Source organism: Streptomyces sp. NPDC043726 (assembly GCF_056436565.1).
The window spans coordinates 450,748-475,814 of record NZ_JBWKCI010000008.1 but is presented as its reverse complement, the minus strand read 5'-3'; the positions used below and the strand labels follow the sequence as shown (position 1 = coordinate 475,814).

Sequence of the window (25,067 nt, the reverse complement as noted above, 5' to 3'; positions counted from 1 at the left end):
CCGTGAGTGACCTCGAGAACTCACGGAAGGCACGGACATGACCGAGACCCTCAAGGCTCCTCTCAGTACCTCGCGCCCGGACCGGGCGTCGCCCCCGCGCGCGTGGACGGTGATCCTCGCCGGGCTCGGGGCGCTGCTGTGCTCCCTCGACGTCGTGGTCGTGGCCACCGCGCTGCCCGCGCTGCGCGCCGACTTCAGGGCGAGCCTGTCCGAGCTGGAATGGACGATCAACGCCTACAACCTGGCCTTCGCCTGTCTCACCCTGACCGGCGCCGCGCTCGGCGACCGGTTCGGCAGGCGGCGCATGTACGTCTTCGGGCTCGCCGTGTTCACCCTCGCCTCGGCCGCGGCGGCCCTGGCGGGCAGCTCCGGCCAGCTCATCGGGGCGCGTCTGGTGCAGGGCGCCGGGGCCGCCGTACTGCTGCCGCTCACGCTGACCCTCATCAGCGAGGCGTTCCCGGCGGAGAAGCGGGGCGTGGCGATCGGGGTGTGGGGCGGGGTGACCGGGCTCGGGGTGGCCGCCGGGCCGGTGCTGGGCGGTGCCGTGACCGAGGGGCTGTCCTGGCAGTGGATCTTCTGGCTGAACGTTCCGATCGGCCTCGCCATGCTGCCCTTCGCGGCCACGAAGCTCCAGGAGAGCTTCGGGACCCGGCCCCAGCTCGACATCGTCGGCCTGGTCCTGGCGGCCGTCGGCCTCACCGGTCTCGCCTGGGCGCCGGTGCGGGCCCCTGAGGCGGGCTGGGGGAGCGCCGAGGTGCTGACCGCGCTGGCCGTCGGGATCGTGTTCGTGGCCGCCTTCCTGGGCTGGGAGCGGCGGGGCGCACGGCATCCGATGCTGCCGCTCGGCCACTTCCGGCGGCGCGGCTTCTCCACCGCCAACGCGGCGGGCTTCCTGCTCTTCGCCTCGCTGCTCGGCGCGCTGTTCATGATGACGCAGCTGTTCCAGTTCGGGCTCGGCTACTCGCCGTTGGAGGCAGGCGTGCGGATCCTCGTCTGGAACGCGATGCCGCTGCTGGTCGCGCCGGTCGCGGGCGCGCTCGCCGACCGGTACGGCACCCGGCCGTTCATGCTGGGCGGTCTGACCCTCCAGGCGCTCGGCCTCGGCCTGCTGGCCTGGCAGGTCGAGCCCGGTGTCGGCTACGGCAGCCTCGTCGTCCCGCTGATCATCGCCGGTGTCGGCATCTCCATGGTCTTCCCGAGCGTCGCCAACGCCGTCACCTCCGCGGTCCCGCTCAGCGAGGCGGGCGTCGCGGCCGGCGTCAACAACGCCCTGCGGGAGCTCGGCGGGGTCTTCGGCGTCGCGATCGCGGCGGCGGTCTTCACGACCTACGGCGGCTACGGCTCACCGGCCGAGTTCCTCGACGGGGTCGCGCCGGCCCTGTGGGTGTCGGCGGCGTTCGCGGCGGTGGGGGCCGCGGTGGCGGTGGCGGCGCCCTCGCGCCGGTAACCGGGGGGTTGCCTGCTGTCGTCCGTCTCTTTATAGTCGTACTGACTATTAAAGGAGGCGGACGTGGAGTACGACAAGCACGCCTACGAACCCTTCGCCGTCACCGTCGACCTCGCCGTCCTCACCCTGCGGGCCGGTGCCCTGCACGCGCTGCTCGTCGAGCGGGGGCAGGAGCCGTACGCCGGACGCTGGGCGCTGCCAGGAGGATTCGTGCAGCCGGACGAGTCGGCGGAGACGGCGGCCCGGCGCGAACTCGCCGAGGAGGCCGGCCTGTCGGACGTCTCCGGGCTCCACCTGGAGCAGCTGCGGACCTACAGCGAGCCCGACCGGGACCCCCGGATGCGGGTCGTCTCCGTCGCCTTCGCCGCCCTGCTGCCGGACGCTCCCGAGGCCCACGGCGGCAGCGACGCGGCGGACGCGCGCTGGGTGCCGTACGACGAGGCGAAGGCCCTCGCCTTCGACCACGACCGGATCCTCGCCGACGCCCACGAACGCGTCGGCGCCAAGCTGGAGTACACCTGCCTGGCCACCGCCTTCTGCCCGGCCGAGTTCACCCTGGGCGAGCTCCAGCAGGTCTACGAGGCCGTCTGGGGCACCGCCCTCGACCGGCCCAACTTCCGGCGCAAGGTGCTCGCCACGCCCGGATTCGTCGAGCCGGTCCCCGGTGCCTCCCGGCTCACCGGTGGCCGCGGCAAACCCGCCGCCCTGTACCGCGCGGGCACCGCCACCGCCCTTCACCCGCCACTGCTCCGGCCCACCCCGGAAGGACCCTCCGCATGACCTCCCTCCTGACCAAGCGCGCCGCCACCGGGTCCCTGCTGGGGCTTGCCCTGGGGGACGCGCTGGGCTTTCCGACCGAGTTCAACGACGTGCCCTCGATCCTCGCCAAGTGCGGGCCGTGGCGGGAGATGGAGCTGCCGAAGCGGGCGATCGTCAGCGACGACACGCAGATGACGCTGGCGTTCGGGACGGGACTGCGGACCGCGATGAGCCGGGGTCTGCTCGCGCCCAAGCGCCTGGAGCGGCCGGTGCGGGAGGAGTTCGTCAACTGGTACCAGTCACCGGAGAACAACCGGGCGCCGGGCAACACGTGCCTCAAGGCCTGCAGCCTTCTCAAGGACGAGAGCCGTCCCTGGCAGGACGCCAGCCAGATCCACTCCAAGGGCTGCGGCGCCAACATGCGCGTCGCCCCGATCGGCCTCGCCCCCGGACTCAGCGACGAGCAACGCGCGGGCGCCGCCCAGTTGCAGTCCGCGCTGACCCACGGGCACCCCACCGCGCTCGCCGCCTCCGACCTCACCGCGCACGCCGTACGGCTGCTCGCGCAGGGCGCCGAGCCGACCGGACTGGTCGGGCTGCTGCGGTCGTACGCCTACGAGAACCGCACCCGCTACCACCACACCTGGCTCGGCGACCTGTGGACCCGCGACCAGGACCCCACGCCGGAGCACTTCATCGCGCGGGGCTGGGACGAGTGCCTCGGGGTCCTGGAGCGGCTCCAGGAGGCCGTGCGGGCGGGCTCGGCCGAGACCGACCCGTGCCTCGCGACCGGCGCCGGGTGGATCGCCGAGGAGGCGCTGGCGACCGGACTGCTGTGCTTCCTGCTCTTCGTCGACGAGCCGGTGACGGCGATACGGCGGGCCGCCTGCTCCTCCGGTGACTCGGACTCCATCGCCTGTCTGACGGGCGCCTTCGCGGGGGCGTACCTCGGTGCCGATGCATGGCCCCGCGCGTGGGCCGACCGGATCGAGTACCGGGGCGACCTGCTCACTCTCGGCGCGCTCTGGGACGCTTAGCGGATGATCGACGCCCTGGACATCGACCTCGCGCCCGTCGTCGCCGAACAGCCCGACCCGGTGCTCTTCGCGACCGTCTCCGGCGCGCACCTGTACGGCTTCCCGTCCCGCGACTCGGACGTGGACCTGCGCGGTGTGCACCTGCTGTCGGCCGCCGATCTCGTCGGGCTGCGCGAGCCGAACGAGACCCGGTCCAGGATGTGGGACCGGGACGGCGTGGAAATGGACCTGGTCACCCATGACCTGCGCAAGTTCGTCCGGCTGATGCTCCGGCGCAACGGCTACGTCCTGGAGCAGCTGCTCTCCCCGCTCGTCGTGCACACCACCGACGCGCACAGCGAGCTGGCCGCGCTCGCCCCGGGCGTCGTGACCGGCCACCACGCCCACCACTACCGGGGTTTCGCCAACACCCAGTGGCGGCTGTTCACCAAGACCGACGAGCTCAAGCCGCTGCTCTACACCTTCCGAGTCCTGCTCACCGGAGTCCATCTGATGCGCACCGGCGAGGTGCAGGCCCATCTGCCCACGCTGCTCGGCGAGGTGAGCGAGGCGCCCGGGTACCTGCCCGAGCTGATCGCCGCCAAGGCGGAGCGGGAGCACGGGACGGCCGAGGTCGAGTACGCGCGCGTGGAGGCCGACGTGGAACGGCTGCACGGGGTGCTGGACGAGGCCCAGGCGGCCTCAGCCCTGCCCGACGCGCCGACCGTGTACGACGCCCTGCACGACCTCGTCGTCCGGGTACGCCTTCAGGGCTGAGGCCCGGCGGACACCGACGAGGAAGTCCTCCACGCGACGCCGGTCCGGCTCGGCCGGGAGGGGGCTGGTGAGCGCCGCGCGCTCGGCCTCTTCCGCGAGCCGGGTCATCCAGGCCTCGACCTCCGGCCACGAGCGCTCGCCGCGCTTGACCGCGAGCAGCGGTTCGCGCTGATCACCGACGTCGATGGTGAGTTCGCCGGTGCGCAGCAGGTCGCGGGCGCTCATCAGCAGGCGCAGCAGATGCATCGCGTGCTTCCAGCGCGGGGCGCCGTGGTTGCGGACGTCGGCCTCGAGCTTCTTGCGCTGGCCGACGGCGTACCGCGCGAACGTGGTGTGCGCCTGCCGGGACAGGAACGCCCCGCGCAGACCGAGCAGCGCGCGGCCCGTGTCGTCGACGTACTCCACGAGCGGGGAGTGCAGGCACTCCAGGATGTTGGGGTTCGCGCGCAGCGCCAGTTCGCAGAAGCGCTCCAGCTCCCAGCCGAACTGCTCCTCGGCCGGCCCCTCGACATGCGTCGGCGGCTTCTCGAAGCGCCAGAACAGGGGAGTGGGGGCGAGGAACACGCCCCGGCGGTCGGTGTCGCTGCCGTCCGTGGCCAGACCGAAGGCCCGTGACCCCATCACGCAGGCGTAGATCGTGTGGTCGCGTACCAGGGTCTCGGGGAGCATGACCCGGAGCGTACGCGGCGTCTCACGCCAGGCGGATCGAATTTCCCTCCACCGTGATCTTCTCCTCGGGCAGCGGCCGGGTCGCCGGCGGGTTCTCCACCGCGCCGTCCGTGATGCTGAACCTGCTGCCGTGGCAGGTGCAGTTGATGGTGCCGCCCTCGACGTTGGCGACGACGCACCGCTGGTGGGTGCAGATGGCCGAGAAGGCCTTGAACTGGCCCTCCTCCGGCTGGGTGACCACGACCTTCTCGTCCTTGAAGATCGTGCCGCCGCCGACCGGGATGTCGTCCGTCGTGGTCAGTTCCTGGCCGCCGGCCTCGGGAGCGTCGGTGGCCTCACCGGTCCCGGAGGTCTCGGTGGTCTCGGCGGTCGGCTCGGTGGAGGCGTCGTCGTCGCCGGAATCGCCGCAGCCCGCGAGGAGCGCCGCCGCGCCGCTGGCGCCCGTGGCGAGAAGGATCGTGCGCCGCTTCGGACGGAAGGTCATGTCGTCACTCCGGGGATGGGGAGGAACCTGAGGGGAGGAACCTGGGGAACCTGCGGGGGAGGAACCTGTGGGCGGAGGAGCAGCCAGACCAGCATCTTGGCACTGAAAGCACCGAAGATGAAGCATCCCGGGAGGGAGCCCCACAAATCGCCCCCATCTCAGCGGGCGGGCGTCGGACACCGGTCCGGCGGGCGCTGACTAGGCTGGACGCGCACACGATCCGTACAGCAGCAAGGGAGCCAAGCCGTGGCGGTACGAGCGGTCCGGGGCGCCGTCCAACTCGACGTGGACGAGGCCGGTCACATGGACGAGCAGGTCGGGGCCCTGCTCACCGCCGTCCTCGAGCGCAACGGCCTGACCACCGACGACCTGATCAGCATCTGGTTCACGGCCACGCCCGATCTGCACAGCGACTTCCCCGCGGCCGCCGCCCGCAAGCTCGGCATCGTCGACGTGCCCCTGATCTGCGCGCAGGAACTGGACATCGAGGGCGCCATGCCCCGGGTGGTGCGGATCCTCGCGCACATCGAGTCCGACCTGCCCCGCTCCGAGGTCGCCCATGTCTACCTCGGCGCCGCGGCCGCCCTGCGCAAGGACATCGCCCAGTGAGAACCGCACTCGTCATCGGTACCGGCCTCATCGGCACGTCCGCCGCCCTCGCCCTGGTCTCTCGCGGTGTGATCGTCCACCTCGCCGACCACGATCCGGAGCAGGCCCGTACGGCCGCCGCGCTCGGCGCGGGCACGGACGAGGCCCCGGAGGGCCCGGTGGACCTCGCCGTCGTCGCCGCGCCCCCCGCGCACGTGGCCGCGGTGCTCGCGGACGCCATGCGGCGCGGGGTGGCGCGCGGCTACCTGGACGTGGCCAGCGTCAAGGGCGGGCCGCGTCGCGAGCTGCAGGCGCTCGGGCTCGACCTGTCGGCGTACCTCGGCACCCACCCCATGTCGGGCCGGGAGAAGTCCGGACCGCTCGCGGCCAGCGCGGACCTGTTCGAGGGGCGGCCGTGGGTGCTGACGCCCACCCGGGACACCGACACGGAGGTGCTGAACCTCGCCCTGGAGCTGGTCTCGCACTGCCGGGCGGTGCCGGTGGTCATGGACGCGGACGCCCACGACCGGGCCGTGGCGCTGGTCTCCCACATGCCGCATCTGGTCTCCAGCATGGTCGCCGCGCGCCTGGAGAACGCCGAGGAGGCGGCCGTACGGCTGTGCGGGCAGGGGATCCGTGACGTGACCCGGATCGCCGCCTCCGATCCCCGGATGTGGATCGACATCCTCTCCGCCAACCCCGGGCCGGTCGCCGACCTCCTCACGGACGTCTCCGCGGACCTGGACGAGACGGTCCAGGCGCTGCGGGCGCTGCAGTCCTCGGACGAGGCGAAGCGCCGGGAGGGCACGGCGGGCATCGAGGACGTGCTGCGGCGCGGCAACGCGGGCCAGATCCGGGTGCCCGGCAAGCACGGCTCCGCGCCGCGGGTCTACGAGGTCGTCGCGGTCCTGATCGACGACCAGCCCGGACAGCTGGCCCGGATCTTCGCCGACGCGGGCCGGGCGGGGGTCAACATCGAGGACGTCCGCATCGAGCACGCGACCGGTCAGCAGGCGGGCCTGGTGCAGCTGATGGTCGAGCCGAACGCGGTTCCGGTGCTGACGGCGGCTCTGCGGGAGCGGGGCTGGGCGATCCGCCAGTGACGTGCGCGTCCGGACGAGTGACGCGTACCCAGTAACCTTGTGCGGGGCGCGTTCGTGCCCCGCACACCCCACCGCACCGCACCAGGAAGGTGTCCCCCCGTGGAAAACGGCGCCGCCCAGCCCGTGATTGTCGCCATCGACGGCCCCTCCGGCACGGGTAAGTCGAGCACGTCGAAGGCCGTCGCCGCCCAGCTCGGCCTGAGCTACCTCGACACCGGTGCCCAGTACCGGGCGATCACCTGGTGGATGGTGAACAACGGCATCGACATCGCCGACGCGGACGCCGTCGCCGCCGTCGCGGGGAAGGCCGACATCGTCTCCGGCACCGACCCGGAGAAGCCCACGATCACCGTCGACGGCATCGACGTCTCCGGGCCGATCCGCACCCAGGAGGTCACCTCCCAGGTCAGCGCGGTCAGCGCGGTGCCCGAGGTGCGGGCCCGGATCACCGAGCTGCAGCGCTCCATCGCGGCCTCCGCCGAGGCCGGCATCGTCGTCGAGGGCCGCGACATCGGTACGACCGTGCTGCCCGACGCCGACCTGAAGATCTTCCTCACCGCCTCCCCGGAGGCCCGCGCCGCCCGGCGCAGCGGTGAGCTCAAGGGCTCCGACGTGCACACCACGCGCGAGGCGCTGCTCAAGCGCGACGAGGCCGACTCCTCCCGCAAGACCTCGCCGCTGGCCAAGGCCGGCGACGCGGTCGAGGTGGACACCACCGAGCTCACGCTCGCGCAGGTCATCGAGTGCGTCGTGACCCTCGTCGAGGAGAAGCGGGCCGCGAAGTGACCGAGCTGCCTTCCGTACGGGGCGCCGAGGTCGGGCGACGCATCGGCGTCGGCCTGATGCACGGGCTGTGGCGCCCGCGCGTGCTCGGTGCCTGGAAGGTGCCGGCCTCCGGCCCGGCGATCCTCGCCGTCAACCACTCGCACAACATCGACGGCCCCATGGTCATGGGCGTGGCGCCCCGGCCGACGCACTTCCTGATCAAGAAGGAGGCGTTCGTCGGCCCGCTCGACCCCTTCCTGACCCAGATCGGCCAGCTGAAGGTGGACCGCGCCACCACCGACCGCACCGCGATCACCCGGGCGCTCGGCGTCCTGGAGAGCGGTGGCGTCCTCGGGATATTCCCCGAGGGCACCCGGGGCGAGGGCGACTTCGCCTCCCTGCGCGCCGGGCTCGCCTACTTCGCCGTGCGCAGCGGCGCGCCGATCGTCCCCGTGGCCGTGCTGGGAAGCTCCGAGCGGCCCGGCCGGTTGATAAAGGCGCTGCCCGCCCTGCGCAGCCGCGTCGACGTCGTCTTCGGGGAACCCTTCGAGGCGGGCGACGGCAGCGGACGGCGCACCCGCCGGGCGCTGGACGAGGCGACCGAGCGGATCCAGAAGCAGCTCTCCGAGCACCTGGAAAACGCCAGGCGGCTTACCGGCCGCTAGGCGACACTTGAGTAGTGGATCACCCGAAAAGGGGCGCTCCACCGATCACCACACTGAACGAGGTACGGACTTCATGAACGACCAGATCCACTCCGAGGGCTCGGGCGAGGCGCACGACCACGGAGCACTTGGCGACGCCGAGTACGCGGACTTCATGGAGCTCGCCGCGGAAGAGGGCTTCGACCTCGAGGACGTCGAGGGTGCCATCGAGGAGGCGGGCCACGGCCCGCTGCCCGTGCTCGCCGTCGTCGGCCGCCCGAACGTCGGCAAGTCGACTCTCGTCAACCGCATCATCGGGCGCCGCGAGGCCGTCGTCGAGGACAAGCCCGGTGTCACGCGCGACCGGGTGACCTACGAGGCCGAGTGGGCCGGGCGGCGCTTCAAGGTCGTCGACACCGGCGGCTGGGAGCAGGACGTCCTCGGCATCGACGCCTCCGTGGCCGCGCAGGCGGAGTACGCCATCGAGGCCGCCGACGCCGTGGTCTTCGTGGTCGACGCCAAGGTGGGCGCCACGGACACCGACGAGGCCGTCGTACGACTGCTGCGCAAGGCCGGGAAGCCCGTGGTGCTCTGCGCCAACAAGGTCGACGGTCCGAGCGGTGAGGCGGACGCCTCCTACCTGTGGTCCCTCGGCCTCGGCGAGCCGCACCCCGTCTCCGCGCTGCACGGCCGCGGCACCGGCGACATGCTGGACGCCGTGCTGGAGGTCCTGCCGGACGCGCCCGAGCAGACCTTCGGCGGCGCCGGCGTCGGCGGTCCCCGTCGTATCGCGCTCATCGGCCGCCCGAACGTCGGCAAGTCCTCCCTGCTGAACAAGGTGGCGGGCGAGGAGCGCGTCGTCGTCAACGAAATCGCGGGCACCACCCGGGACCCGGTCGACGAGCTGATCGAACTCGGCGGTGTCACCTGGAAGTTCGTCGACACGGCGGGCATCCGCAAGCGCGTCCACCTCCAGCAGGGCGCCGACTACTACGCCTCGCTGCGCACCGCCGCCGCCGTCGAGAAGGCCGAGGTCGCGGTCATCCTGATCGACGCCTCCGAGAGCATCTCGGTCCAGGACCAGCGGATCGTCACCATGGCCGTCGAGGCGGGCCGCGCCATGGTCATCGCCTACAACAAGTGGGACACCCTCGACGAGGAGCGCCGCTACTACCTGGAGCGGGAGATCGAGACCGAGTTCGGCCAGGTCGCCTGGGCGCCCCGGGTGAACGTCTCGGCGCAGACCGGCCGGCACATGGAGAAGCTGGTCCCGGCGATCGAGGCGGCCCTCGCGGGCTGGGAGACCCGCGTCCCGACCGGACGTCTCAACGCCTTCCTCGGTGAGCTGGTCGCCGCCCACCCGCACCCCATCCGGGGCGGCAAGCAGCCGCGCATCCTGTTCGGCACCCAGGCCGGCACCAAGCCGCCGCGTTTCGTGCTCTTCGCCTCCGGCTTCATCGAGGCGGGCTACCGGCGCTTCATCGAGCGCCGGCTGCGCGAGGAGTTCGGCTTCGAGGGGACCCCGATCCACATCTCGGTCCGGGTCCGCGAGAAGCGCGGCAAGAAGAAGTGAGCACGGCATGAAGAGGGCGGCCCCGACAGGGGCCGCCCTCTTCGCCGTTCAGATCCCCCGGTGCGGAACGGGCCGCAGGGCGGGATGCGTTCCCGACCCCTGCTGCCCGATGTGCCCGACGCGCTGCCACTGCGACTGCCGGGCGCTGTGCGCGCCCGCGCTGTAGGCGCTGTACGAGCTGGAGAAGGACCCCGGCCGGTGCCCGCCGTACGAGCCCGTACTGTGCGGGATGTTCCCGAAGGCGGTGAACCCCAGCTCCTCCTCGCCGCTACGGTCACCCGGCAGCGTACGGAAGGACTTGACGTACTCGGCGTAGAGCGCGTCGTAGATCGGCGTGGCCGAGGGAGAGTCGTATGCGTGCACGTATGTCCAAACGACCGGCCACATCAAGGGATGCGGCTCAGGGGCCGGCCTTTGGGGGCACTCAGGTCCCGGCGAGAGGCAGCGCGGAAGCGACCAACTTCCCGTTGGCGGCCGCCTTGTCCAGCGCGTCCCGCAGCAGGTCCTCACGGGGCTGACGCCCGATGGAGCCCACCGGCGCCGCGAACATCAGCACCTGCTGGTGCTTGTTGGCCGCGGCCCGCCAGCCCTCGGTGACCTGCAGCGGCTGGTGTGCCTGCCACCAGGCCACCGGCTGACCGCCGCCCGTCCCCGGCTGGAGCACCGCGTGCAGCTGGCCCATGGCGAGCAGCACCGACCATCCGTGCAGCACGGGCGGCACCGACTCGATCGCCGTCACGGGCATGAACCCCTGCTCGATCAGCAGCGGCAGGAAGTCGTCGCCCACGGCGGTGGAGCCGGGCCGGACGATGGGCCCGGTCGGCTCCACGACCAGCGCGGGGTGCAACTCCCCGGCGATCAGCACCAGTCCGCTGGTCACTCCGAGCACGGCCTGCTCGGGGACGACCTTGTCCGGCTCCAGGTCGACGGTGTCGCCGGTGATGGAGCGCACCGCCCCCTGGAGCTGTTCCTCGGTGACCTGCACGACCTGGGAGGGCAGGCAGGTGGCGTGGGCGAAGGCGAGGACGGCGGTCTCGTCCCCGATGAACAGGACGGTGCTGGTGCGCTCCTGTTCGGAGTCGCCCGGGGTGCGGCAGGACGTGCAGTCGTAACTGCCGGGGGCGTTGTCGCCGGCGAGCAGCCGGTCGGCTTCGTCGTCGCCGATCTCGGCGCGTACCTCGTCGCTGAGGTCGAGCATGCGCGGCACGGGTGGCTCCCTCGGGATGTGGTGCGTGGCGGGGCCGGGTGGCTCCCGGCCCGGGTGGATCCCGGGCTCATGAAGATGACAACGGCTGATCTGTGGCGGGAGTCACGCACCAGGGCGAACGGAATCGAACCATCCGTAGCGGACGGTCACCTCGGGTGCGGAATCGGGCACTCTTGGTCAAGTCGGTGGCGGGTCAAGGTAGTTGGTTCCGTGAAGTGGGTCACAGATCGACGAGCTGACTGGTCGACAAATCAGGAAATCGGCGAATGAAGTGGGTGGCCGGAAATCGCCGATACCCACGGTAACGGCGAACTGGCCAGGAATGACAAGGAGTTGGTTGATACCGGGCAGCCCCTCTCTCTACATTTCTCGGCCGTGTGCACAGAGCACCGCTCGGGTACGTCCGTCGGCCGCACCACAGCCAGCTCGCAGCACCACACCCCACCGGCGGACGGGGCGAGGCGCGAGGACCGCGACCCAGTGCGCGGACCGCGCCCCGGCCTTGGGGGACCCCGGGTCAGTCGGGAGGGAACTTCATGTCCGAATGTGCCGATACCACTCGCGACAACGCCCGTAAGGCGCGTACGACGGCGGTCCTCGCCGGGGCGGCCCTGCTCGCCCCGCTCGGACTGCTGGCCGCGACCGGCAACGCCGCCGCGGCGGACGGCGGAGTGTGGGACCGCATCGCCCAGTGCGAGAGCGGCGGCAACTGGCACATCAACACCGGCAACGGCTACTACGGAGGACTCCAGTTCTCCGCGAGCACCTGGCGCGCCTACGGCGGCACGGCCTACGCCGCCACGGCCGACCAAGCGAGCAAGGATCAGCAGATCGCCGTCGCCACCAAGGTCCAGCGCGCCCAGGGATGGGGCGCCTGGCCCACCTGCTCGGCACGCGCCGGGGCCTACGGCAGCGCGCCCGCCTCCGGACCGGTGACGACCGAGGCGGCCCCGCGGAAGGCTCCGAAGGCGCAGCAGGCCCCGAAGGCGCCTCAGCGGGCCTCGGGCCACACCGACCGCGGCTCCGACCGCGGCGCGTCGCGCGGCGACTACGTCGTCCGGCAGGGCGACACCCTGAGCGGCATCGCCGCACGGCACGGGACGAGTTGGCAGCGGCTCTACGCCGCCAACAAGGCCGTCATCGGCGGCGATCCCGATGTGATCGTGCCCGGACAGCGCCTGGAGATCTGAGAGCGCTCGCGGATTTGAGAGCGCTCGGAGATCTGAGAGCGCCTGGAGATCCGAGCGCGGCTCCCCCTCACCGGGCACGGGGTCCCGCCCGTCGGTCCGCCGACCGGGTGGGGCCCCTCGGCGCACCGCCGCGCCGGACCGGTCCCGCGTGCCCCACTGCTTAGCGTGGGCCGATGTACCGCACACCGATCACCCTCGCCCTCGCGGCCGCCGCCCTGTTCACCGCCCCCGCCCACGCGGCACCACCACCGGCCGCCCCCGGACCGACCGCCCCGCGCGCCCCCCACGACTGCGCCGACCCAGGATGGCCCTGGGGCTGCATCGCCGAGTGCGAGAGCAGCGGACGCTGGCACATCAACACCGGCAACGGCTTCTACGGCGGACTGCAGTTCTGGCAGCCCACCTGGGAGGAGTTCGGCGGTCTGAAGTACGCCCGGCGCGCGGATCTCGCCACGCGCGCGCAGCAGATCGCGGTCGCCCAGAAGGTACTGGCCGTGCAGGGCTGGAACGCCTGGCCCGTGTGCTCGAAGCGGTACGGCCTCAAGGGCCGGATGCACACGGTGAAGAACGGCGACACCCTCTCCTCGATCGCCCGCAAGTACAAGATCACAGGCGGCTGGAAGGCGATGTACACGGCCAACAAGAAGACGCTCGGCAGCAAACCGGACCGGATCGTGCCGGGCATGCTGCTCGTCATTCCGAAGGGCGCGGCCCGCCACTCCGCGGTGTTCGGTCCGCCGCTGGCCGATTGAGCGAGTCCCTGGGTTCGGCCGCCTCGCCGCTGAACACGACCGCGCCGCGGCGCAGTTCGTACACCAGGGCGGGGCGGTCGCGCAGGACGGGCGGCAGACGCTGCTCGGCCACGATCACACAGGCGTCGAGCCCGGCGAGCAGTTCGTACGTCCGGTGCGCCACCGCCGGGGACATGCCCTGCGCCGGTTCGTCGACGAGCACCACGCGCGCGTGCGCCAGCAGTGCCCGGGACAGGGCGAGCATGCGCTGCTCGCCGCCCGAGAGGGTGCCGGCCCGGCGCGGGAGCAGGGACGCCAGGCGGGGATAGGCGTCCAGGGCCAGGTCGTAGGCGGGGGCGGCGAGTTCGAGGTTCTCGCGGACGGTGAGGGAGCCGAAGACCGCCTGACGCTCCGGGACCAGGCACAGGCCCCGGCGGGCGCGCTCGTACGCCGGTACGCGGGTGACGTCGACGCCGTCCCACACCACGGCCCCGGCGGACAGCCGCACGGTTCCGGCCAGTGCCCGCAGCACGGTCGTACGGCCTGATCCGTTGCGGCCCAGCAGGACGGTCAGGCCCTTGGCGGGGGCGGCGACGGTCACGCCGTGCAGCGCTTCGAGCGGGCCGTAGCGCACGCGCGCGTGGCGCAGGGAGATCGTCATACGGGGGTCTCCTGGGCGCCGAACGCGTCGAGGACGTCGGCCGGGGGGCCGGAGGCGACGATGCGGCCGGCGGCCATGACGTGCACGACGTCCGCGAGGTCGGCCACGAGGTCGAGGTCGTGTTCCACGACGAGGAGGGCGGTGCCGTCCGCGGCGAGGGCCTTCAGCACGCGGGCCAGGGCGGTGACCTCGGCGGTGTCCAGGCCCGCGGCCGGTTCGTCGAGGAGGAGGACGCGGGGGCCGCCGGCCAGGGCTCTGGCCAGTTCGACTCTTCTGAGGGTGCCGGTGGGGAGGTTGGCGGCGGGGGCGTCCCGTACGTCCTCCAGAGCGAGCAGGCGGAGGGCTCTGTCCACGGCCGTGGGGTCGGCGATGCGGCCTTGTTCCGCGCCTACGCGGATGTTCTCGGCCACGGTGAGGGTGGGGAAGACGGCGAGCTGCTGGAAGGTTCTGGCGATGCCGAGGCGGGTGCGGGTGTGGGCGGGGAGCCGGGTGATGTCCCGGTCGCCGTGGAGGACTTGGCCTCGGGTGGGGTGGAGGGTGCCTGCGAGGCAGTGGAACAGGGTGCTCTTGCCTGCGCCGTTGGGGCCGACGATGGCGGTGATCTGGGAGGGGTGCACTTGCAGGTCTACGCCGTCCAGGGCTTTGAATCCGGCGTAGCTTGCCTGGAGCGTGCGGGTCTGGAGGGTGGGCACCCGGCCTTCGGCCGGGTCTGTGGTCCCACCCGCACTCCCCGTGCGGCTTTGAGTGTCGGGTGCGGGTGGCCCTTGTGGGGGTTGACCGCCGTCGGCGGCTGCGGCTGTCGGCCGGGCCTCTGTGACGGTCCCGAGCCGCCTGCGTACCGCCTCCCCCCGTTCCGTGAGCCGCGTCCCGCCCCGGAGCCGTAGGCCCTCCGCCGCTCTGCGCAGGGCCTCGTACGGGCCGCCGGGGAAGCGGCCCACCAACACCGCCAGTACGCCGATCAGGGCAGCCGCCATGCCTCCGCGGGCTCCGGCGTCCAGGCCCACCAGGAGGGCCGCCGCCGCCAGGGCGCCGAGGGTGCTGTCCGCGCCGAGGACCACGACCGCCGCGAACCAGAGCAGGCCCCGCACGGGGTCGTAGGCGGCGGGGTCGAAGGCCCGCAGGCCCATGCCGAGCAGGCCGCCGCCGAGGGCGGCCAGGGCCGCGCCCGCGACGAACGCCAGGAGTTTCAGGGCCGGGACCCGGACCCCCGATGCCGACGCGCCCTCCTCGTGGTCCCGCATCGCCGCGAGCGCCCTGCCCGTTCGGCCCCGTCGCAGTGTTCTCGTCGCCAGCAGCGCCGCGCCCAGCACGGCCAGCTCCAGGACGTAGAACGCCCTGTCGCCCTCGAAGCCCGCAGGGCGGCCCAGTGTCAGGCCCGCCGTCGCGTACGGCTGGGCGAAGACGAAGCGGCTCACCCCGACGCCCACGGCGAAGGTCGCCAGCGCCAGGGCCAGGCCCCTGCGGTTGATCGCGGGCCAGCCGGTGAGCAGGCCCAGGGGGGCCACCAGGATCACCGCCACCAGCAGCGCCGCCAGCTCCGGCAGGCGCGGCAGGCCGGGGAAGCGGCCCGCCGCCAGCAGCGCCGTGAAGAGGGCACCCAGGCCCGCGTAGGCCGCCTGGCCCAGGGAGATCTGGCCGCCCCGGCCGGTGACCACCACCAGGGACAGCAGGACCACGGCCAGCGCCGGTACCTGGACCGACGTGTGCAGGTCCGAGCCGGCGAAGCCCAGCGGCAGCAGGAACAGGACCACCGCCACGATCCAGGCGCCCGGCGGGGTGGGGACGCGTGCGGTCGCCGTGCGGGGCAGCGCGTCCCGGGTGCCCACGCGCGGGAGCGCCAGTGCCGCGATCAGCAACGCCACCACGAACAGGTTCGCGCCCACCGCCTGGAGCAGCGGCTCGCCCCAGCCGCTCGGGTGCAGACGCGTCAACTGGCTCTGCGCCACCCCGATGCCGAGCGCCGTCAGCACCGCCACCGGCAGACTGCGCATCCGGGCGGCCACCGCGACCGCCACCACCTCCATCACCAGCAGCGGCAGTCCGTACGGGTCGAGGCGGACGTACGGCGCCAGCAGTACGCCCGTCAGGCCCGCCGTGAACGAGCCGAACGCCCAGCCCGCCGCGGCCACCCGGTCCGCGTCGATCCCGCCCAGCACGGCGAGGCCGCGGTCGTCGACCACCGCCCTCAGCTCACGGCCGAAGACCGTCCAGCGGACCACCGAGCCGACCGCCGCGGCCAGCACGACGACCACCGCCAGCTGCCCCCACGGATCGGCCGCGACCAGCAGCTCCGGCGCGTCGTCCCGCGCCCCCTGCCCCCACACCAGCGCCGCCCCGCCCACCAGCAGCACGAACACCCCGATCGACGCCACCAGAGTCTGCGCCGGATCGCCGCCGAGGACGGACAGCGGACGGAAGACGAACCGTTCCAGCGCCATACCGATCGCGGGCGCCACGACCACCAGGGTCAGCGCGGCCCCCGCCCACAGCGGCCAGCCCCACTCCACCACGCACTGCCGCAGCAGGTAGGCGCACACCATCGCGATGGCGCCGTGCGCGAAGTTGAGCACCCCGGTGGCCCGGTACGTCACGACCAGGCCCATCCCGGTGAGCGCGGCGGCGCTGCCGACCGACAGACCGGCCAGAGTGAGGTCGTACGTCAGCGCGGACATCAGTCGTCCGCTTCGGCGGGCTCACAGATCGGGCACGGGCCCAGTTCGCCGCTCCGCACCAGTTTGGAGTCCACCGGCACCGCCTCCACCTTGCCGGACACCAGCGGGCAGTCCGCGCGGTGCCACAACGTGCCGCCCGGCACCATCAGCAGCTCCCCGCTGACCGCGAGCGGAGCCGTGGGCGCCTCCCCCGGGGTCCCGGCCGGTTCCGCGGCCACGAGGAGGGCGTACAGCTCCTCCACGCGCGTGGCGGCGAGCGCGTTCCGGCCGTGGGTGAGCAGCACCGAGCCGGCGACGATCAGCGCGGCGCCCGGCACGGTGCAGGAGGCCAGATAGGGCAGCTGCCGTTCGGCGAACCGCTCGCCCGAGACGCCGTACCAGCCGAGGACGCACAGCACCGCGCCGGCGGCCAGGGCGGCCCAGCCGGCCCACAGGACGGGATGCACGGTCCGCAGTCGGGCTGTCCGCATCTCTGGCTCCTCGGGCTTCACACGTCATGCGTCTGTCCATGTCAGCCGATGGCTTGCACTATGCCTTCTGTGAGCTGACCCTGAAAGCACCGGGCGCACCCGGCCCGGACCGACACCCGGTGGTGAGCCAGATGGTTCTCGGGAGCGACCTCAGTCGGGGGAACAGGGGGCGCGCGACGGCACTGGCGGCCGCCCTGCTGCTCTTCCTCGGCCCGGCCCTCGCGGCCTGCAGCGACGACGAGGGAGGCGGCGGCGACGCCACCCCGCCCTCGCCCTCGGTCGAGCGGACGACGGCAAGCCCCGCGGCGACCGCCCCGGCCGACGTGGGCGCGGCCGAACAGGAGATCAAGCAGAACTGGCAGAAGTTCTTCGACCCGGAGACCCCGCTGGAGGAGAAGCAGACCGTCCTGGAGAACGGCGAGGAGATGGCCCCGGTGCTCCAGGCGTTCAGCGGTGACGAGCGCGGCGGACAGGTGGGCGCCGAGGTCACCGAGGTCGCCTTCACCTCGCCGACCGAGGCGGACGTGACGTACACGCTCACCCTCAAGGGCGCCACCGCCCTGCCGGACGCCGCCGGGACGGCCGTGGAGCAGGACGGCACCTGGAAGGTGTCCGCCAAGACACTGTGCGCGCTGGTGCAACTGAGCGGCAATGGCTCGGCCTCGCCGGTTCCGGGCTGCTGAGGCCCTGGCGGCGCTGCTGCTGCTCACGCTGAGCGCGGCCTGCGGCAGCCGGCTGCCGGAGAGCGACTTCGAGGGCGGGGAGCGCACGACACCCGCGCAGCACGGCGGGCCGATCCGGGTCGGCGTCATCACCAGCGCCACCAGCCCGGTCGGCGGCGACGCCTTCACCGGCCCGCGCGACGGCGCCAAGGCGTACTTCGAGCGGCTCAACGCGCGCGGGGGCATCGACGGGCGGCCCGTCGAGGTGCGGCTGTGCGACGACGGCGGCAGCGGCGTCGGCAACAACGAGTGCGTGCACCGGCTGATCGACGAGGAGCGGGTCGTCGCCCTGGTCGCCACCACGGTCCTCGACTACGCGGGCGCCTCGCGCGTCTCCGGCGCCGGGGTGCCCGACATCGGCGGCCAGCCCATCGGCGCCGCCTACGACACCTGGCCGCATCTGTACGGCATCTACGGCAGCCTCGCGCCGCGGAACGGCACGGTCGGCTGGGACGGCGAGCTGTACGGCGGCACCGAGGTCTACCGCTACTTCAAGCGCGAGCACGGCGCCCGTACCGCCGCCGTAGTCTCCTACAACCAGGCCGCGTCCGCCGCCTACGCGCGGCTCGTGGAGCGCGGTCTGAAGGCCGAGGGGTACGACGTCGTCACCGAGCAGGTCGACTTCGCCCTGCCCAACTTCCGTGCCGTGGCGGCCGATCTGAAGGAACAGGGCGCCGACCTCGTCTTCGACGCCATCGACGGTCACGGCAACGCCCGGCTGTGCGCGGCGATGGACGACGCCGGGGTCGAGCTCACCGCCAAGGTGACGAACGTGCAGAACTGGACCTCCACGGTCGCCGACGACTACCAGGACTCCCCGCGCTGCCGCAACGCCCTGTGGGCGACCGGATCCAGCCGCAACTACGAGGACACCGCACACCCGGCCGTACGGGAGTTCCGGGAGGCCACCGAGGGGCTGGAGACGCACTCGCAGTGGCAGCTGGAGGGCTGGGCCGCCGCCCAGTGGTTCACCGAGGCGGCGCGGGCCTGCGCGCGCGACGAGGTCACGCGCGCGTGCGTGGACGAGTGGATGAGCCGCAGCCAGGGGTACACCGCCGACGGACTGCTGCTCCCGGTGCGCTTCGAGCGGCTCGCCGAGCCGCCCGCCACCCGCCGCGCCTGTCTGTCGGTGGCGCGCTGGGAGGACGGGCGGGGCTGGGTGTCCCAGGGGGACATGGACACCACCTGTTTCGACGTGCCGCAGTTGGCCTACAAACCGTGAGCCTTGGGCCCGGCATCACCGTCGGTGTCCATTTCTTCAAGCTAGTTGAGCATTGCGGACCGTTACTGTCCGGTCGCGCTGGCAGACTCGGCGCCATGTTGGACACCTCGGCACGACTGCTGCGCCTGCTCTCGCTCCTCCAGGCCCACCGTGACTGGTCCGGAGCGCAACTCGCCGACCGCCTCGGGGTCACCCCCCGTACGGTCCGGCGGGACGTGGAGCGGCTGCGCGAGCTGGGCTACCCCGTCAACGCCAGTCCCGGCACCGGCGGCGGCTACCAGCTGGGCGCGGGCGCCGAGCTGCCTCCGCTGCTCCTGGACGACGACGAGGCCGTCGCCGTCGCCGTCGGACTGCGCACCGCGGCGGGACAGGGCATCGAGGGCATCGGCGAGACCTCCGTACGGGCCCTGACCAAGCTGGAGCAGGTGCTGCCCAGCCGGCTGCGCCGCCGGATCAGCGCCCTCACCGCCTTCACCGTGCCGATGCTGCGGAACCAGCCCTCCACCGTGGACCCCGGAGTCCTCACCGAACTGGCCCATCTGTGCCGGGACGCCGAGCGGCTGCGCTTCGAGTACCGGGGCCACGACGGCACGCTCAGCCGCCGCAGAACCGAGCCGCACCGCCTGGTGTGCACCGAACGCCGCTGGTACCTGGTCGCCTGGGACCTCGACCGGGACGACTGGCGCATCTTCCGGGTCGACCGCATCACGCCGAAGCCGCCGCACGGCCCCCGCTTCACCCCGCGCCGCCCGCCCGCCGACGATCTCGCCGCCTACGTCTCCCAGGGCGTCTCCACGCGCGCGTACGCCACCCACGCCCTGATCCGGCTGCTGGTGCCCCTGAAGGAGGCCGCCGAGCACATCTCGCCCTCCGCCGGGGTGCTGGAGGCCGAGGGTCCCCGCAGCTGTCTGCTGCGCACCGGCGCCGGCAGCCTGGACGTGATGGTGATCCATGTGATGCTGCTCGGCTTCGAGTTCGAGGTGCTGGAGCCCGTGGAGCTCACCGACGCCCTCAGGACCGCTCGGGACCGGCTTTCTCGGGCTCTGGAGCGAGTGCCGCCAACGTGGGATGGTGCAGGTCGAACGCCGGGGACTCCGAGCGGATCCGGGGCAGAGTGGTGAAGTTGTGCCGCGGCGGCGGGCAGGACGTCGCCCACTCCAGCGAACGGCCGTAGCCCCAGGGGTCGTCGACCTCGACCTTCTCGCCGTACCTCGCCGTCTTCCAGACGTTGTAGAGGAACGGCAGCGTCGAGATGCCGAGCAGGAACGCGCCGATCGTCGAGACCGTGTTCAGCGCGGTGAAGCCGTCGGCGGCCAGATAGTCGGCGTACCGGCGCGGCATGCCCTCCGCGCCCAGCCAGTGCTGCACCAGGAACGTGGTGTGGAAGCCGATGAACAGCGTCCAGAACTGGATCTTCCCCAGCCGCTCGTCGAGCATCCTGCCGGTGAACTTCGGCCACCAGAAGTAGAACCCGGCGAAGATCGCGAAGACGACGGTGCCGAAGACGACGTAGTGGAAGTGCGCCACCACGAAGTACGTGTCCGTGACGTGGAAGTCCATCGGCGGGGACGCCAGGATCACCCCGGTCAGACCGCCGAACAGGAACGTCACCAGGAACCCCACCGACCACAGCATCGGCGTCTCGAAGGACAGCGAGCCCTTGAGCATGGTGCCGGTCCAGTTGAAGAACTTCACCCCGGTCGGCACCGCGATCAGGAAGCTCATGAAGGAGAAGAACGGCAGCAACACCGCGCCGGTGGCGAACATGTGGTGCGCCCACACCACCACCGACAGACCGGTGATCGCCATCGTCGCCGCGATCAGCGTCAGATAGCCGAACATGGGCTTCCGCGAGAAGACCGGGATGATCTCGCTGACGATGCCGAAGAACGGCAGCGCGATGATGTACACCTCGGGATGGCCGAAGAACCAGAACAGGTGCTGCCACAGCAGCGCGCCGCCGTTGGCCGCCTCGAAGATGTGCGAGCCGAAGCGCCGGTCCGCCTCCAGGCACAGCAGCGCCGCCGCCAGCACCGGGAACGCCATCAGGATCAGGATCGACGTGAACAGCGTGTTCCACACGAAGATCGGCATCCGGAACATCGTCATGCCGGGCGCGCGCATCCCGATGATGGTGGTGACGAAGTTGACCGCGCCGAGGATCGTGCCGAACCCGGACAGCGCGAGTCCCATGATCCACAGATCCCCGCCGACGCCCGGCGACCGCTCCAGGCTGTTGAGCGGCGCGTAGGCGAACCAGCCGAAGTCGGCGGGCCCGGAGGGCACCAGCAGCGAGCCGACCACGATCAGGGCGCCGAACAGATAGAACCAGTACGACAGCATGTTCAGCCGCGGGAAGGCCACGTCCGGAGCGCCGATCTGCAACGGCATCAGCTCGTTGGCGAAACCCGCGAACGCCGGCGTCGCGAAGAGCAGCAGCATGATCGTGCCGTGCAGCGTGAACAGCTGGTTGAACTGCTGGTTGTCGATGAGCTGGAGCCCCGGCCGGGCCAGCTCGGCGCGCATCAGCAGCGCCATCAGACCGCCGAGCAGGAAGAACAGGAACGAGGTGATCAGATACAGATGGCCGATCTTCTTGTGGTCGGTGGTGGTCAGCCAGTCGACGATCACCCGGCCCTTGTGCTTGGTCCGCACGGGTCGTACCGGCGTCTGCACCGTCTCAGTGCCCATCGCTCGCTCGCCCCTTCGCTCGCCTGCCCCGGGCCCGCTGAAGCCCGCGCCGCGTCTGCCCGCGAGCCCACGCCATGATGCTCGCGCCGCCGTGCGCTCCGACAGGGGGCGTACGACGGGTTCTGTGCGGCTGCGAGGCAATTCCTGTGTGGCGTCAGTTCCCGTGGACCCACGCGGAATCGGCGGGAGAAAGGAGTCCGGGGGGAGTTCTTCCGGAACTTTCCGCCGGGCAATTGGGGGCGCTGCCGCGACACGCGGGAATTACGTTCGAATGCCTGCGAAAGGCGTAGCGAACCGCCCGTCCGTGTGACGCAGAAGGTTTGAAACCCGTGTCGTGATCCTGTGACAAAAGCGTGACCGGAGGGGGACGGGTGACGGGGTGTGAGCTCTCCCCTGGCCCCAGCCGCCGGACAGGGCCTAGCGTGGCCGCATGGCACCGATTCCGACACCCCCCGCCGAACCCCACGACCAGCCGGACGGCTATCTCGGCCTCGCCGCCGACCGCGCCGAGCGGCTCGCCCGCGAACGGGGCTGGACCACCGTACGGTCGCTGCCGCCGGGCGCGATCATCACCATGGAGTACCGCGTGGGACGGCTGAACTTCGAGGTGAAGGACGGCCTGGTGACCCGGGCCTGGAAGGGCTGAGAAGGGCTGAGAAGGGCTGAGACAGCGCGACGGCCCCGGTACCCGTGGGGAATCACGGGTACCGGGGCCGATCGCTGCGGGGCGGGCTGTGCGTACCGAGCCCCGCTGTTCCGGCGGCTAGCCGCCCGTCAGGGGGCGTGCCGTCGAGGTCGTGCCGCGGCTGGTGCGGTCGGTCTGGGGCGGTCTGCGGCTGCCGACCGGCGTGACCGGGGTGCGCTCCGAGCGGGCCGTGTGCGGGCCGGGGGCCAGATAGACCGGCGCCCTGGGCGTCCGGGCCGTGGGGGAGACGTCCTGCGCGGACTCACGCGGCTTGAGCCGCACCGGGACCTCGACCGGGGCGGCCGGAACGGGGGCCGTACCGGCGCGGCGGGCGCGCCAGGCGTCGCGCAGGTCGAAGATCGCGGTCTCCGCGCGGGCGATCAGCGGCTCGAACCAGGGCAGCGCGAGCAGGATCAGCAGACCCGCGGCCCAGCCGAGGAGCACATCGCTCAGCCAGTGCGTGCCGAGGTAGACGGTGGACAGGCCGACGCCCAGCGAGGTCACCGCGGACAGCGCGGACAGCCAGCGGCGGGCCCACGGTGTGGAGGCCAGGTAGGCCAGGATTCCCCAGGTCACCACGGCGTTGGCGGTGTGGCCGCTGGGGAATATATCGCCGCCGAGCCACATCTCGTTGGAGCCGACGGTGGTCGCGTAGTGCGGTCCGAGCCGGCCCATGCCGAGCTTGGCGGCGCCGACCGTGACGTTCAGCAGCAGCAGCGAGGTCGCGAGCGCGAGCAGCGGCCGCAGCGTGTGCTGCCGCCAGGAGCGCCAGCCCAGCCAGGCCGCGATCATCACCGCGGTGGGGCCGCGCTGGCCGAGCACCACGTAGTAGTCGACGAATGCGTGGATCTCCGACCACTGCTGGTAGGGCCGGAAGAACATGACCTGCCAGTCGAGCCGGACCAGCCACGAGGTGATGACCACGGCCCACACGATGGCGCCGTAGAAGGCCAGGGTGGCCGCGAAAAGGGCCACCCTGTGCCGGCTCATCTTCGGCACATCGATGTGGGCCGGCCGTTCCGGCTCCCGGTCCAGCCTCGCGAACACCCGGTCCAGACGGGTGAGGTTTCGTTCGGTACGCACCCAATCGACGTTACAGCGAGTGAGCTCAGAACCCCGCTGATTCCGCCGGTTTGTGATGACGATGTGATGTGGGATTCCTCTCAGGGAGCGCCTTATTTCCTACGACTTCGCAATCAGCGGAGGCCGCACCCTTCAATTCCTTTGATCATTCCAGCGCACGGTTTTATCTGGTTTATGAATTCGTTCACCGAAAGCTGGCCCTGAATTCTCTCGACGATCACCGGGCGTACCCGGAGCGGTCACGGCGGACCGGAGCCGTTCAGCCAGAACGCCCCGTAGACCGCCGAGCCCACCGCGATCAGCGCCACCACCAGGGCCGACCTGCGCGGACGGGCCCGGGCCAGGGCGAGCGCGAGAGGGAGCAGCAGCGGGAAGGCGGGCAGCAGCAGACGCGGTTTCGAGCCGAAGTAGCTCGAGGCGCACAGGGCGAGCGCGGTGACGACACCCGCGTACACCAGGAGCGGGAGCGGCTGGCCCTGCCGCACGCAGACGACGTACAGCCACACCACGAGGCCGACCCCGACGATCAGGCCGAGCCCGGCGAGCGCCGACGGAAACGACGTGAACTTGTCGGCGACGAATCGGGCGAAGGCGAGACCGCCGTCGAAGCCGTTGCGCCAGCCCGCCTGAACGTCGAGATAGCCCAGCGGGCCCTTGCCGGTGTCGTGACCCACCCACAGGACGTAACCGGCGGCGCCCAGGGGCGCGAGCAGCATCCCGAGGGCGCGCCGGACTCTCGACGCGCCGGGCGGGGTCGGGCCGCCGGCGGGGGAGGGGGCGCGCCCGGACCCCTGTGCGCGGCCGCCGGGCGCCACGCCTCCGTCCCCTCCGAACGAGGCAACCTGATGCCCGCCACCGGCCGACGCCACGCTCACGTCCCGTCCGAGCGGGGCGGTCCGGTGTGCGTGGTCGGCCGGTGTCGCGCTTGGGTCTTCTTCGAGCGGGGCGGTCCGGTGTGCGTGGTTGGCCGGTGTCGCGCTTGCGTCTTCTTCGAGCGGGGCGGTCCGGTGCGAGCCGTTGGCCGGTGCCGCGCCTCCGTCGCCTGCGGACGGCGCGAGCTCGTGCGCGTCACCGGTCGGTGCCCCGCTGCGGGCCGGTGCGAGCGCGGGGTGTGCGTGCTCGGTCGGGGTCGCGCGTCGGTCGCGTACGAACGAGGCGATCCCGGCCGTCCACACCGCCGCCACCACGGCGAGGCCTACCGGGCGGGTCAGGCCGGCCAGCAGGGCGAGCGTGCCGGCGGTCAGCCAGCGGCCGGTCAGCACGGCGTACAGCGACCAGGCCGCGAGCGCCGTGAACAGGGACTCGCTGTACGCCATCGACTGCACGATCCCGACCGGCAGCACCGCCCACAGCAGTACGGCGCAGACGCCCACCCGACGGCCGTAGAGATGATCGGCGACCGCGAAGATCCCCCAGGCCGCCGCGAGCGAGGCGAGGGCCGAGACCAGGAACCCGGCGTCCGCCGCCGTCAGCGGGGTGACCGCGGCGATCATCCGCTCCAGCCAGGGCAGCAGCGGGAAGAAGGCCAGGTTGGAGTGGACGTCGCCGTTCGGCAGCCGTACCTCGTAGCCGTACCCCAGCTCGGCGACCCTCGTGTACCAGAGCGAGTCCCAGCGGGCGGTCAGCAGGGTGTACGCGCTCTTGTCGCGTGCCGCGCTCCACAGAGCCAGGGTCAGCAGGCCCAGGGCGCGCACCGCCGCGTACCCCAGCAGGGCCGGCGCCGCCCGGCGCACGCTCGTAGGAAGATCGGTCACGGGCTCGATTATCTGTGCAGCCCGGAACCGGACGGCCCGCCGGGGCGTTTTCGACAGGGCGCGACAGGCTGCGGGAAGTGGCGTACGCCACACGAGTTCTGTCGGAAGTCTGAGAGGTCCGCCACTCGGCACCGGTACGGACTCGCGTACTCTG

At 72.1% G+C, this 25,067-nt stretch carries 25 protein-coding genes; 15 read left to right on the top strand and 10 right to left on the bottom strand.

Going from position 1 to position 25,067, the window contains the following annotated elements:
- The first annotated feature begins 37 nt into the window (after nt 1-37).
- The 4 genes from AC068Z_RS25385 (at nt 38) to AC068Z_RS25370 (ending at nt 3,999) form a co-directional block, all read left to right on the top strand.
- The gene (locus AC068Z_RS25385) at nt 38-1,447 is read left to right on the top strand and encodes an MFS transporter (RefSeq protein WP_478559801.1); all 1,410 of its coding nucleotides are present in this window, start codon (nt 38-40) and stop codon (nt 1,445-1,447) included.
- Between the two features lie 63 nt (nt 1,448-1,510).
- Entirely contained in the window at nt 1,511-2,227 is a 717-nt protein-coding gene (locus AC068Z_RS25380; RefSeq protein ID WP_478559798.1) for an NUDIX hydrolase, read from the top strand.
- Nucleotides 2,224-3,243, top strand: coding sequence for an ADP-ribosylglycohydrolase family protein (locus tag AC068Z_RS25375; RefSeq protein WP_478559795.1), 1,020 nt, complete (start codon nt 2,224-2,226; stop codon nt 3,241-3,243). The genes AC068Z_RS25380 and AC068Z_RS25375 overlap by 4 nt, the downstream gene beginning before the upstream one ends.
- A 3-nt stretch (nt 3,244-3,246) precedes the next feature.
- A complete protein-coding gene (locus tag AC068Z_RS25370; protein ID WP_478559793.1) occupies nt 3,247-3,999 on the top strand; it encodes a nucleotidyltransferase domain-containing protein in 753 nt (250 codons plus the stop codon).
- Here AC068Z_RS25370 and AC068Z_RS25365 read toward each other — a convergent pair.
- Together AC068Z_RS25365 and AC068Z_RS25360 are read right to left on the bottom strand one after the other, a co-directional pair.
- The gene (locus tag AC068Z_RS25365; RefSeq protein WP_478559790.1) at nt 3,925-4,668 is read right to left on the bottom strand and encodes a nucleotidyltransferase domain-containing protein; all 744 of its coding nucleotides are present in this window, start codon (nt 4,666-4,668) and stop codon (nt 3,925-3,927) included. The two genes, AC068Z_RS25370 and AC068Z_RS25365, sit on opposite strands and share 75 nt — an antisense overlap.
- Nucleotides 4,669-4,690: 22 nt before the next feature.
- Nucleotides 4,691-5,152, bottom strand: a complete 462-nt coding sequence (locus tag AC068Z_RS25360; RefSeq protein ID WP_478559787.1) for a Rieske (2Fe-2S) protein — start codon at nt 5,150-5,152, stop codon at nt 4,691-4,693.
- Nucleotides 5,153-5,398: 246 nt separating this feature from the next.
- On the opposite strand from AC068Z_RS25360, the gene aroH reads away from it, so the two are divergent.
- The 5 genes from aroH (at nt 5,399) to der (ending at nt 9,825) form a co-directional block, all read left to right on the top strand.
- On the top strand, nt 5,399-5,761 hold the full coding sequence (aroH, locus tag AC068Z_RS25355; RefSeq protein WP_478559784.1) for a chorismate mutase: 363 nt from the start codon (nt 5,399-5,401) through the stop codon (nt 5,759-5,761).
- Complete coding sequence (locus AC068Z_RS25350) at nt 5,758-6,843, top strand: prephenate dehydrogenase (RefSeq protein WP_478559781.1); 1,086 nt, start codon at nt 5,758-5,760, stop codon at nt 6,841-6,843. Before aroH ends, AC068Z_RS25350 begins: the two co-directional genes overlap by 4 nt.
- Before the next feature lie 99 nt (nt 6,844-6,942).
- Complete coding sequence (gene cmk / locus AC068Z_RS25345) at nt 6,943-7,629, top strand: (d)CMP kinase (RefSeq protein ID WP_478559778.1); 687 nt, start codon at nt 6,943-6,945, stop codon at nt 7,627-7,629.
- Nucleotides 7,626-8,273 carry a lysophospholipid acyltransferase family protein gene (locus AC068Z_RS25340; protein ID WP_478559775.1) on the top strand — a complete coding sequence of 216 codons (648 nt, stop codon included), beginning with the start codon at nt 7,626-7,628 and terminating at the stop codon, nt 8,271-8,273. Before cmk ends, AC068Z_RS25340 begins: the two co-directional genes overlap by 4 nt.
- Before the next feature lie 73 nt (nt 8,274-8,346).
- Complete coding sequence (gene der / locus AC068Z_RS25335) at nt 8,347-9,825, top strand: ribosome biogenesis GTPase Der (RefSeq protein WP_478559772.1); 1,479 nt, start codon at nt 8,347-8,349, stop codon at nt 9,823-9,825.
- Nucleotides 9,826-9,873: 48 nt separating this feature from the next.
- Here der and AC068Z_RS25330 read toward each other — a convergent pair whose 3' ends face one another.
- Nucleotides 9,874-10,188: a hypothetical protein gene (locus tag AC068Z_RS25330; protein WP_478559769.1), complete on the bottom strand. Its 315-nt coding sequence runs from the start codon at nt 10,186-10,188 to the stop codon at nt 9,874-9,876.
- Between the two features lie 61 nt (nt 10,189-10,249).
- Complete coding sequence (locus AC068Z_RS25325) at nt 10,250-11,032, bottom strand: hypothetical protein (RefSeq protein WP_478559766.1); 783 nt, start codon at nt 11,030-11,032, stop codon at nt 10,250-10,252.
- A gap of 536 nt (nt 11,033-11,568) precedes the next feature.
- On the opposite strand from AC068Z_RS25325, the gene AC068Z_RS25320 reads away from it, so the two are divergent.
- Nucleotides 11,569-12,222 carry a LysM peptidoglycan-binding domain-containing protein gene (locus AC068Z_RS25320; protein ID WP_478559763.1) on the top strand — a complete coding sequence of 218 codons (654 nt, stop codon included), beginning with the start codon at nt 11,569-11,571 and terminating at the stop codon, nt 12,220-12,222.
- Nucleotides 12,223-12,395: 173 nt separating this feature from the next.
- On the top strand, nt 12,396-12,974 hold the full coding sequence (locus AC068Z_RS25315) for a transglycosylase family protein (RefSeq protein ID WP_478559761.1): 579 nt from the start codon (nt 12,396-12,398) through the stop codon (nt 12,972-12,974).
- Here AC068Z_RS25315 and AC068Z_RS25310 read toward each other — a convergent pair.
- From AC068Z_RS25310 to AC068Z_RS25300, 3 genes are read right to left on the bottom strand one after another with little or no spacing between them, the layout of a single operon-like run.
- Entirely contained in the window at nt 12,916-13,614 is a 699-nt protein-coding gene (locus tag AC068Z_RS25310) for an ATP-binding cassette domain-containing protein (RefSeq protein ID WP_478559759.1), read from the bottom strand. The two genes, AC068Z_RS25315 and AC068Z_RS25310, sit on opposite strands and share 59 nt — an antisense overlap.
- Nucleotides 13,611-16,286, bottom strand: a complete 2,676-nt coding sequence (locus AC068Z_RS25305; protein ID WP_478559757.1) for an ABC transporter permease subunit — start codon at nt 16,284-16,286, stop codon at nt 13,611-13,613. The genes AC068Z_RS25310 and AC068Z_RS25305 overlap by 4 nt, the downstream gene beginning before the upstream one ends.
- Entirely contained in the window at nt 16,286-16,756 is a 471-nt protein-coding gene (locus AC068Z_RS25300) for a hypothetical protein (protein ID WP_478559755.1), read from the bottom strand. Before AC068Z_RS25300 ends, AC068Z_RS25305 begins: the two co-directional genes overlap by 1 nt.
- 131 nt (nt 16,757-16,887) lie before the next feature.
- Here AC068Z_RS25300 and AC068Z_RS25295 point away from each other — a divergent pair, with 131 nt between their 5' ends.
- The 3 genes from AC068Z_RS25295 to AC068Z_RS25285 all read left to right on the top strand — a co-directional run bounded on the left by AC068Z_RS25295 (nt 16,888) and on the right by AC068Z_RS25285 (nt 19,821).
- Nucleotides 16,888-17,439, top strand: a complete 552-nt coding sequence (locus tag AC068Z_RS25295; protein WP_478559752.1) for an MTB12 C-terminal domain-containing protein — start codon at nt 16,888-16,890, stop codon at nt 17,437-17,439.
- Nucleotides 17,408-18,700 carry an ABC transporter substrate-binding protein gene (locus AC068Z_RS25290; protein WP_478559749.1) on the top strand — a complete coding sequence of 431 codons (1,293 nt, stop codon included), beginning with the start codon at nt 17,408-17,410 and terminating at the stop codon, nt 18,698-18,700. The genes AC068Z_RS25295 and AC068Z_RS25290 overlap by 32 nt, the downstream gene beginning before the upstream one ends.
- 95 nt (nt 18,701-18,795) lie before the next feature.
- Nucleotides 18,796-19,821, top strand: coding sequence for a helix-turn-helix transcriptional regulator (locus AC068Z_RS25285; protein WP_478559746.1), 1,026 nt, complete (start codon nt 18,796-18,798; stop codon nt 19,819-19,821).
- Here the strand turns inward: AC068Z_RS25285 and ctaD are convergent.
- Nucleotides 19,712-21,391: an aa3-type cytochrome oxidase subunit I gene (gene ctaD / locus AC068Z_RS25280; RefSeq protein ID WP_478559743.1), complete on the bottom strand. Its 1,680-nt coding sequence runs from the start codon at nt 21,389-21,391 to the stop codon at nt 19,712-19,714. The two genes, AC068Z_RS25285 and ctaD, sit on opposite strands and share 110 nt — an antisense overlap.
- Before the next feature lie 430 nt (nt 21,392-21,821).
- On the opposite strand from ctaD, the gene AC068Z_RS25275 reads away from it, so the two are divergent.
- Entirely contained in the window at nt 21,822-22,037 is a 216-nt protein-coding gene (locus AC068Z_RS25275; RefSeq protein ID WP_451726120.1) for an I78 family peptidase inhibitor, read from the top strand.
- A 117-nt stretch (nt 22,038-22,154) separates the two neighbouring features.
- On the opposite strand, the gene AC068Z_RS25270 is transcribed toward AC068Z_RS25275, so the two are convergent.
- Both AC068Z_RS25270 and AC068Z_RS25265 read right to left on the bottom strand, forming a co-directional pair.
- Nucleotides 22,155-23,159 (bottom strand): phosphatase PAP2 family protein, encoded by a 1,005-nt coding sequence (locus AC068Z_RS25270; RefSeq protein WP_478559738.1) that lies wholly within the window; start codon nt 23,157-23,159, stop codon nt 22,155-22,157.
- A gap of 239 nt (nt 23,160-23,398) precedes the next feature.
- Nucleotides 23,399-24,913, bottom strand: coding sequence for a glycosyltransferase family 39 protein (locus tag AC068Z_RS25265; RefSeq protein ID WP_478559735.1), 1,515 nt, complete (start codon nt 24,911-24,913; stop codon nt 23,399-23,401).
- Nucleotides 24,914-25,067 lie beyond the last annotated feature (154 nt).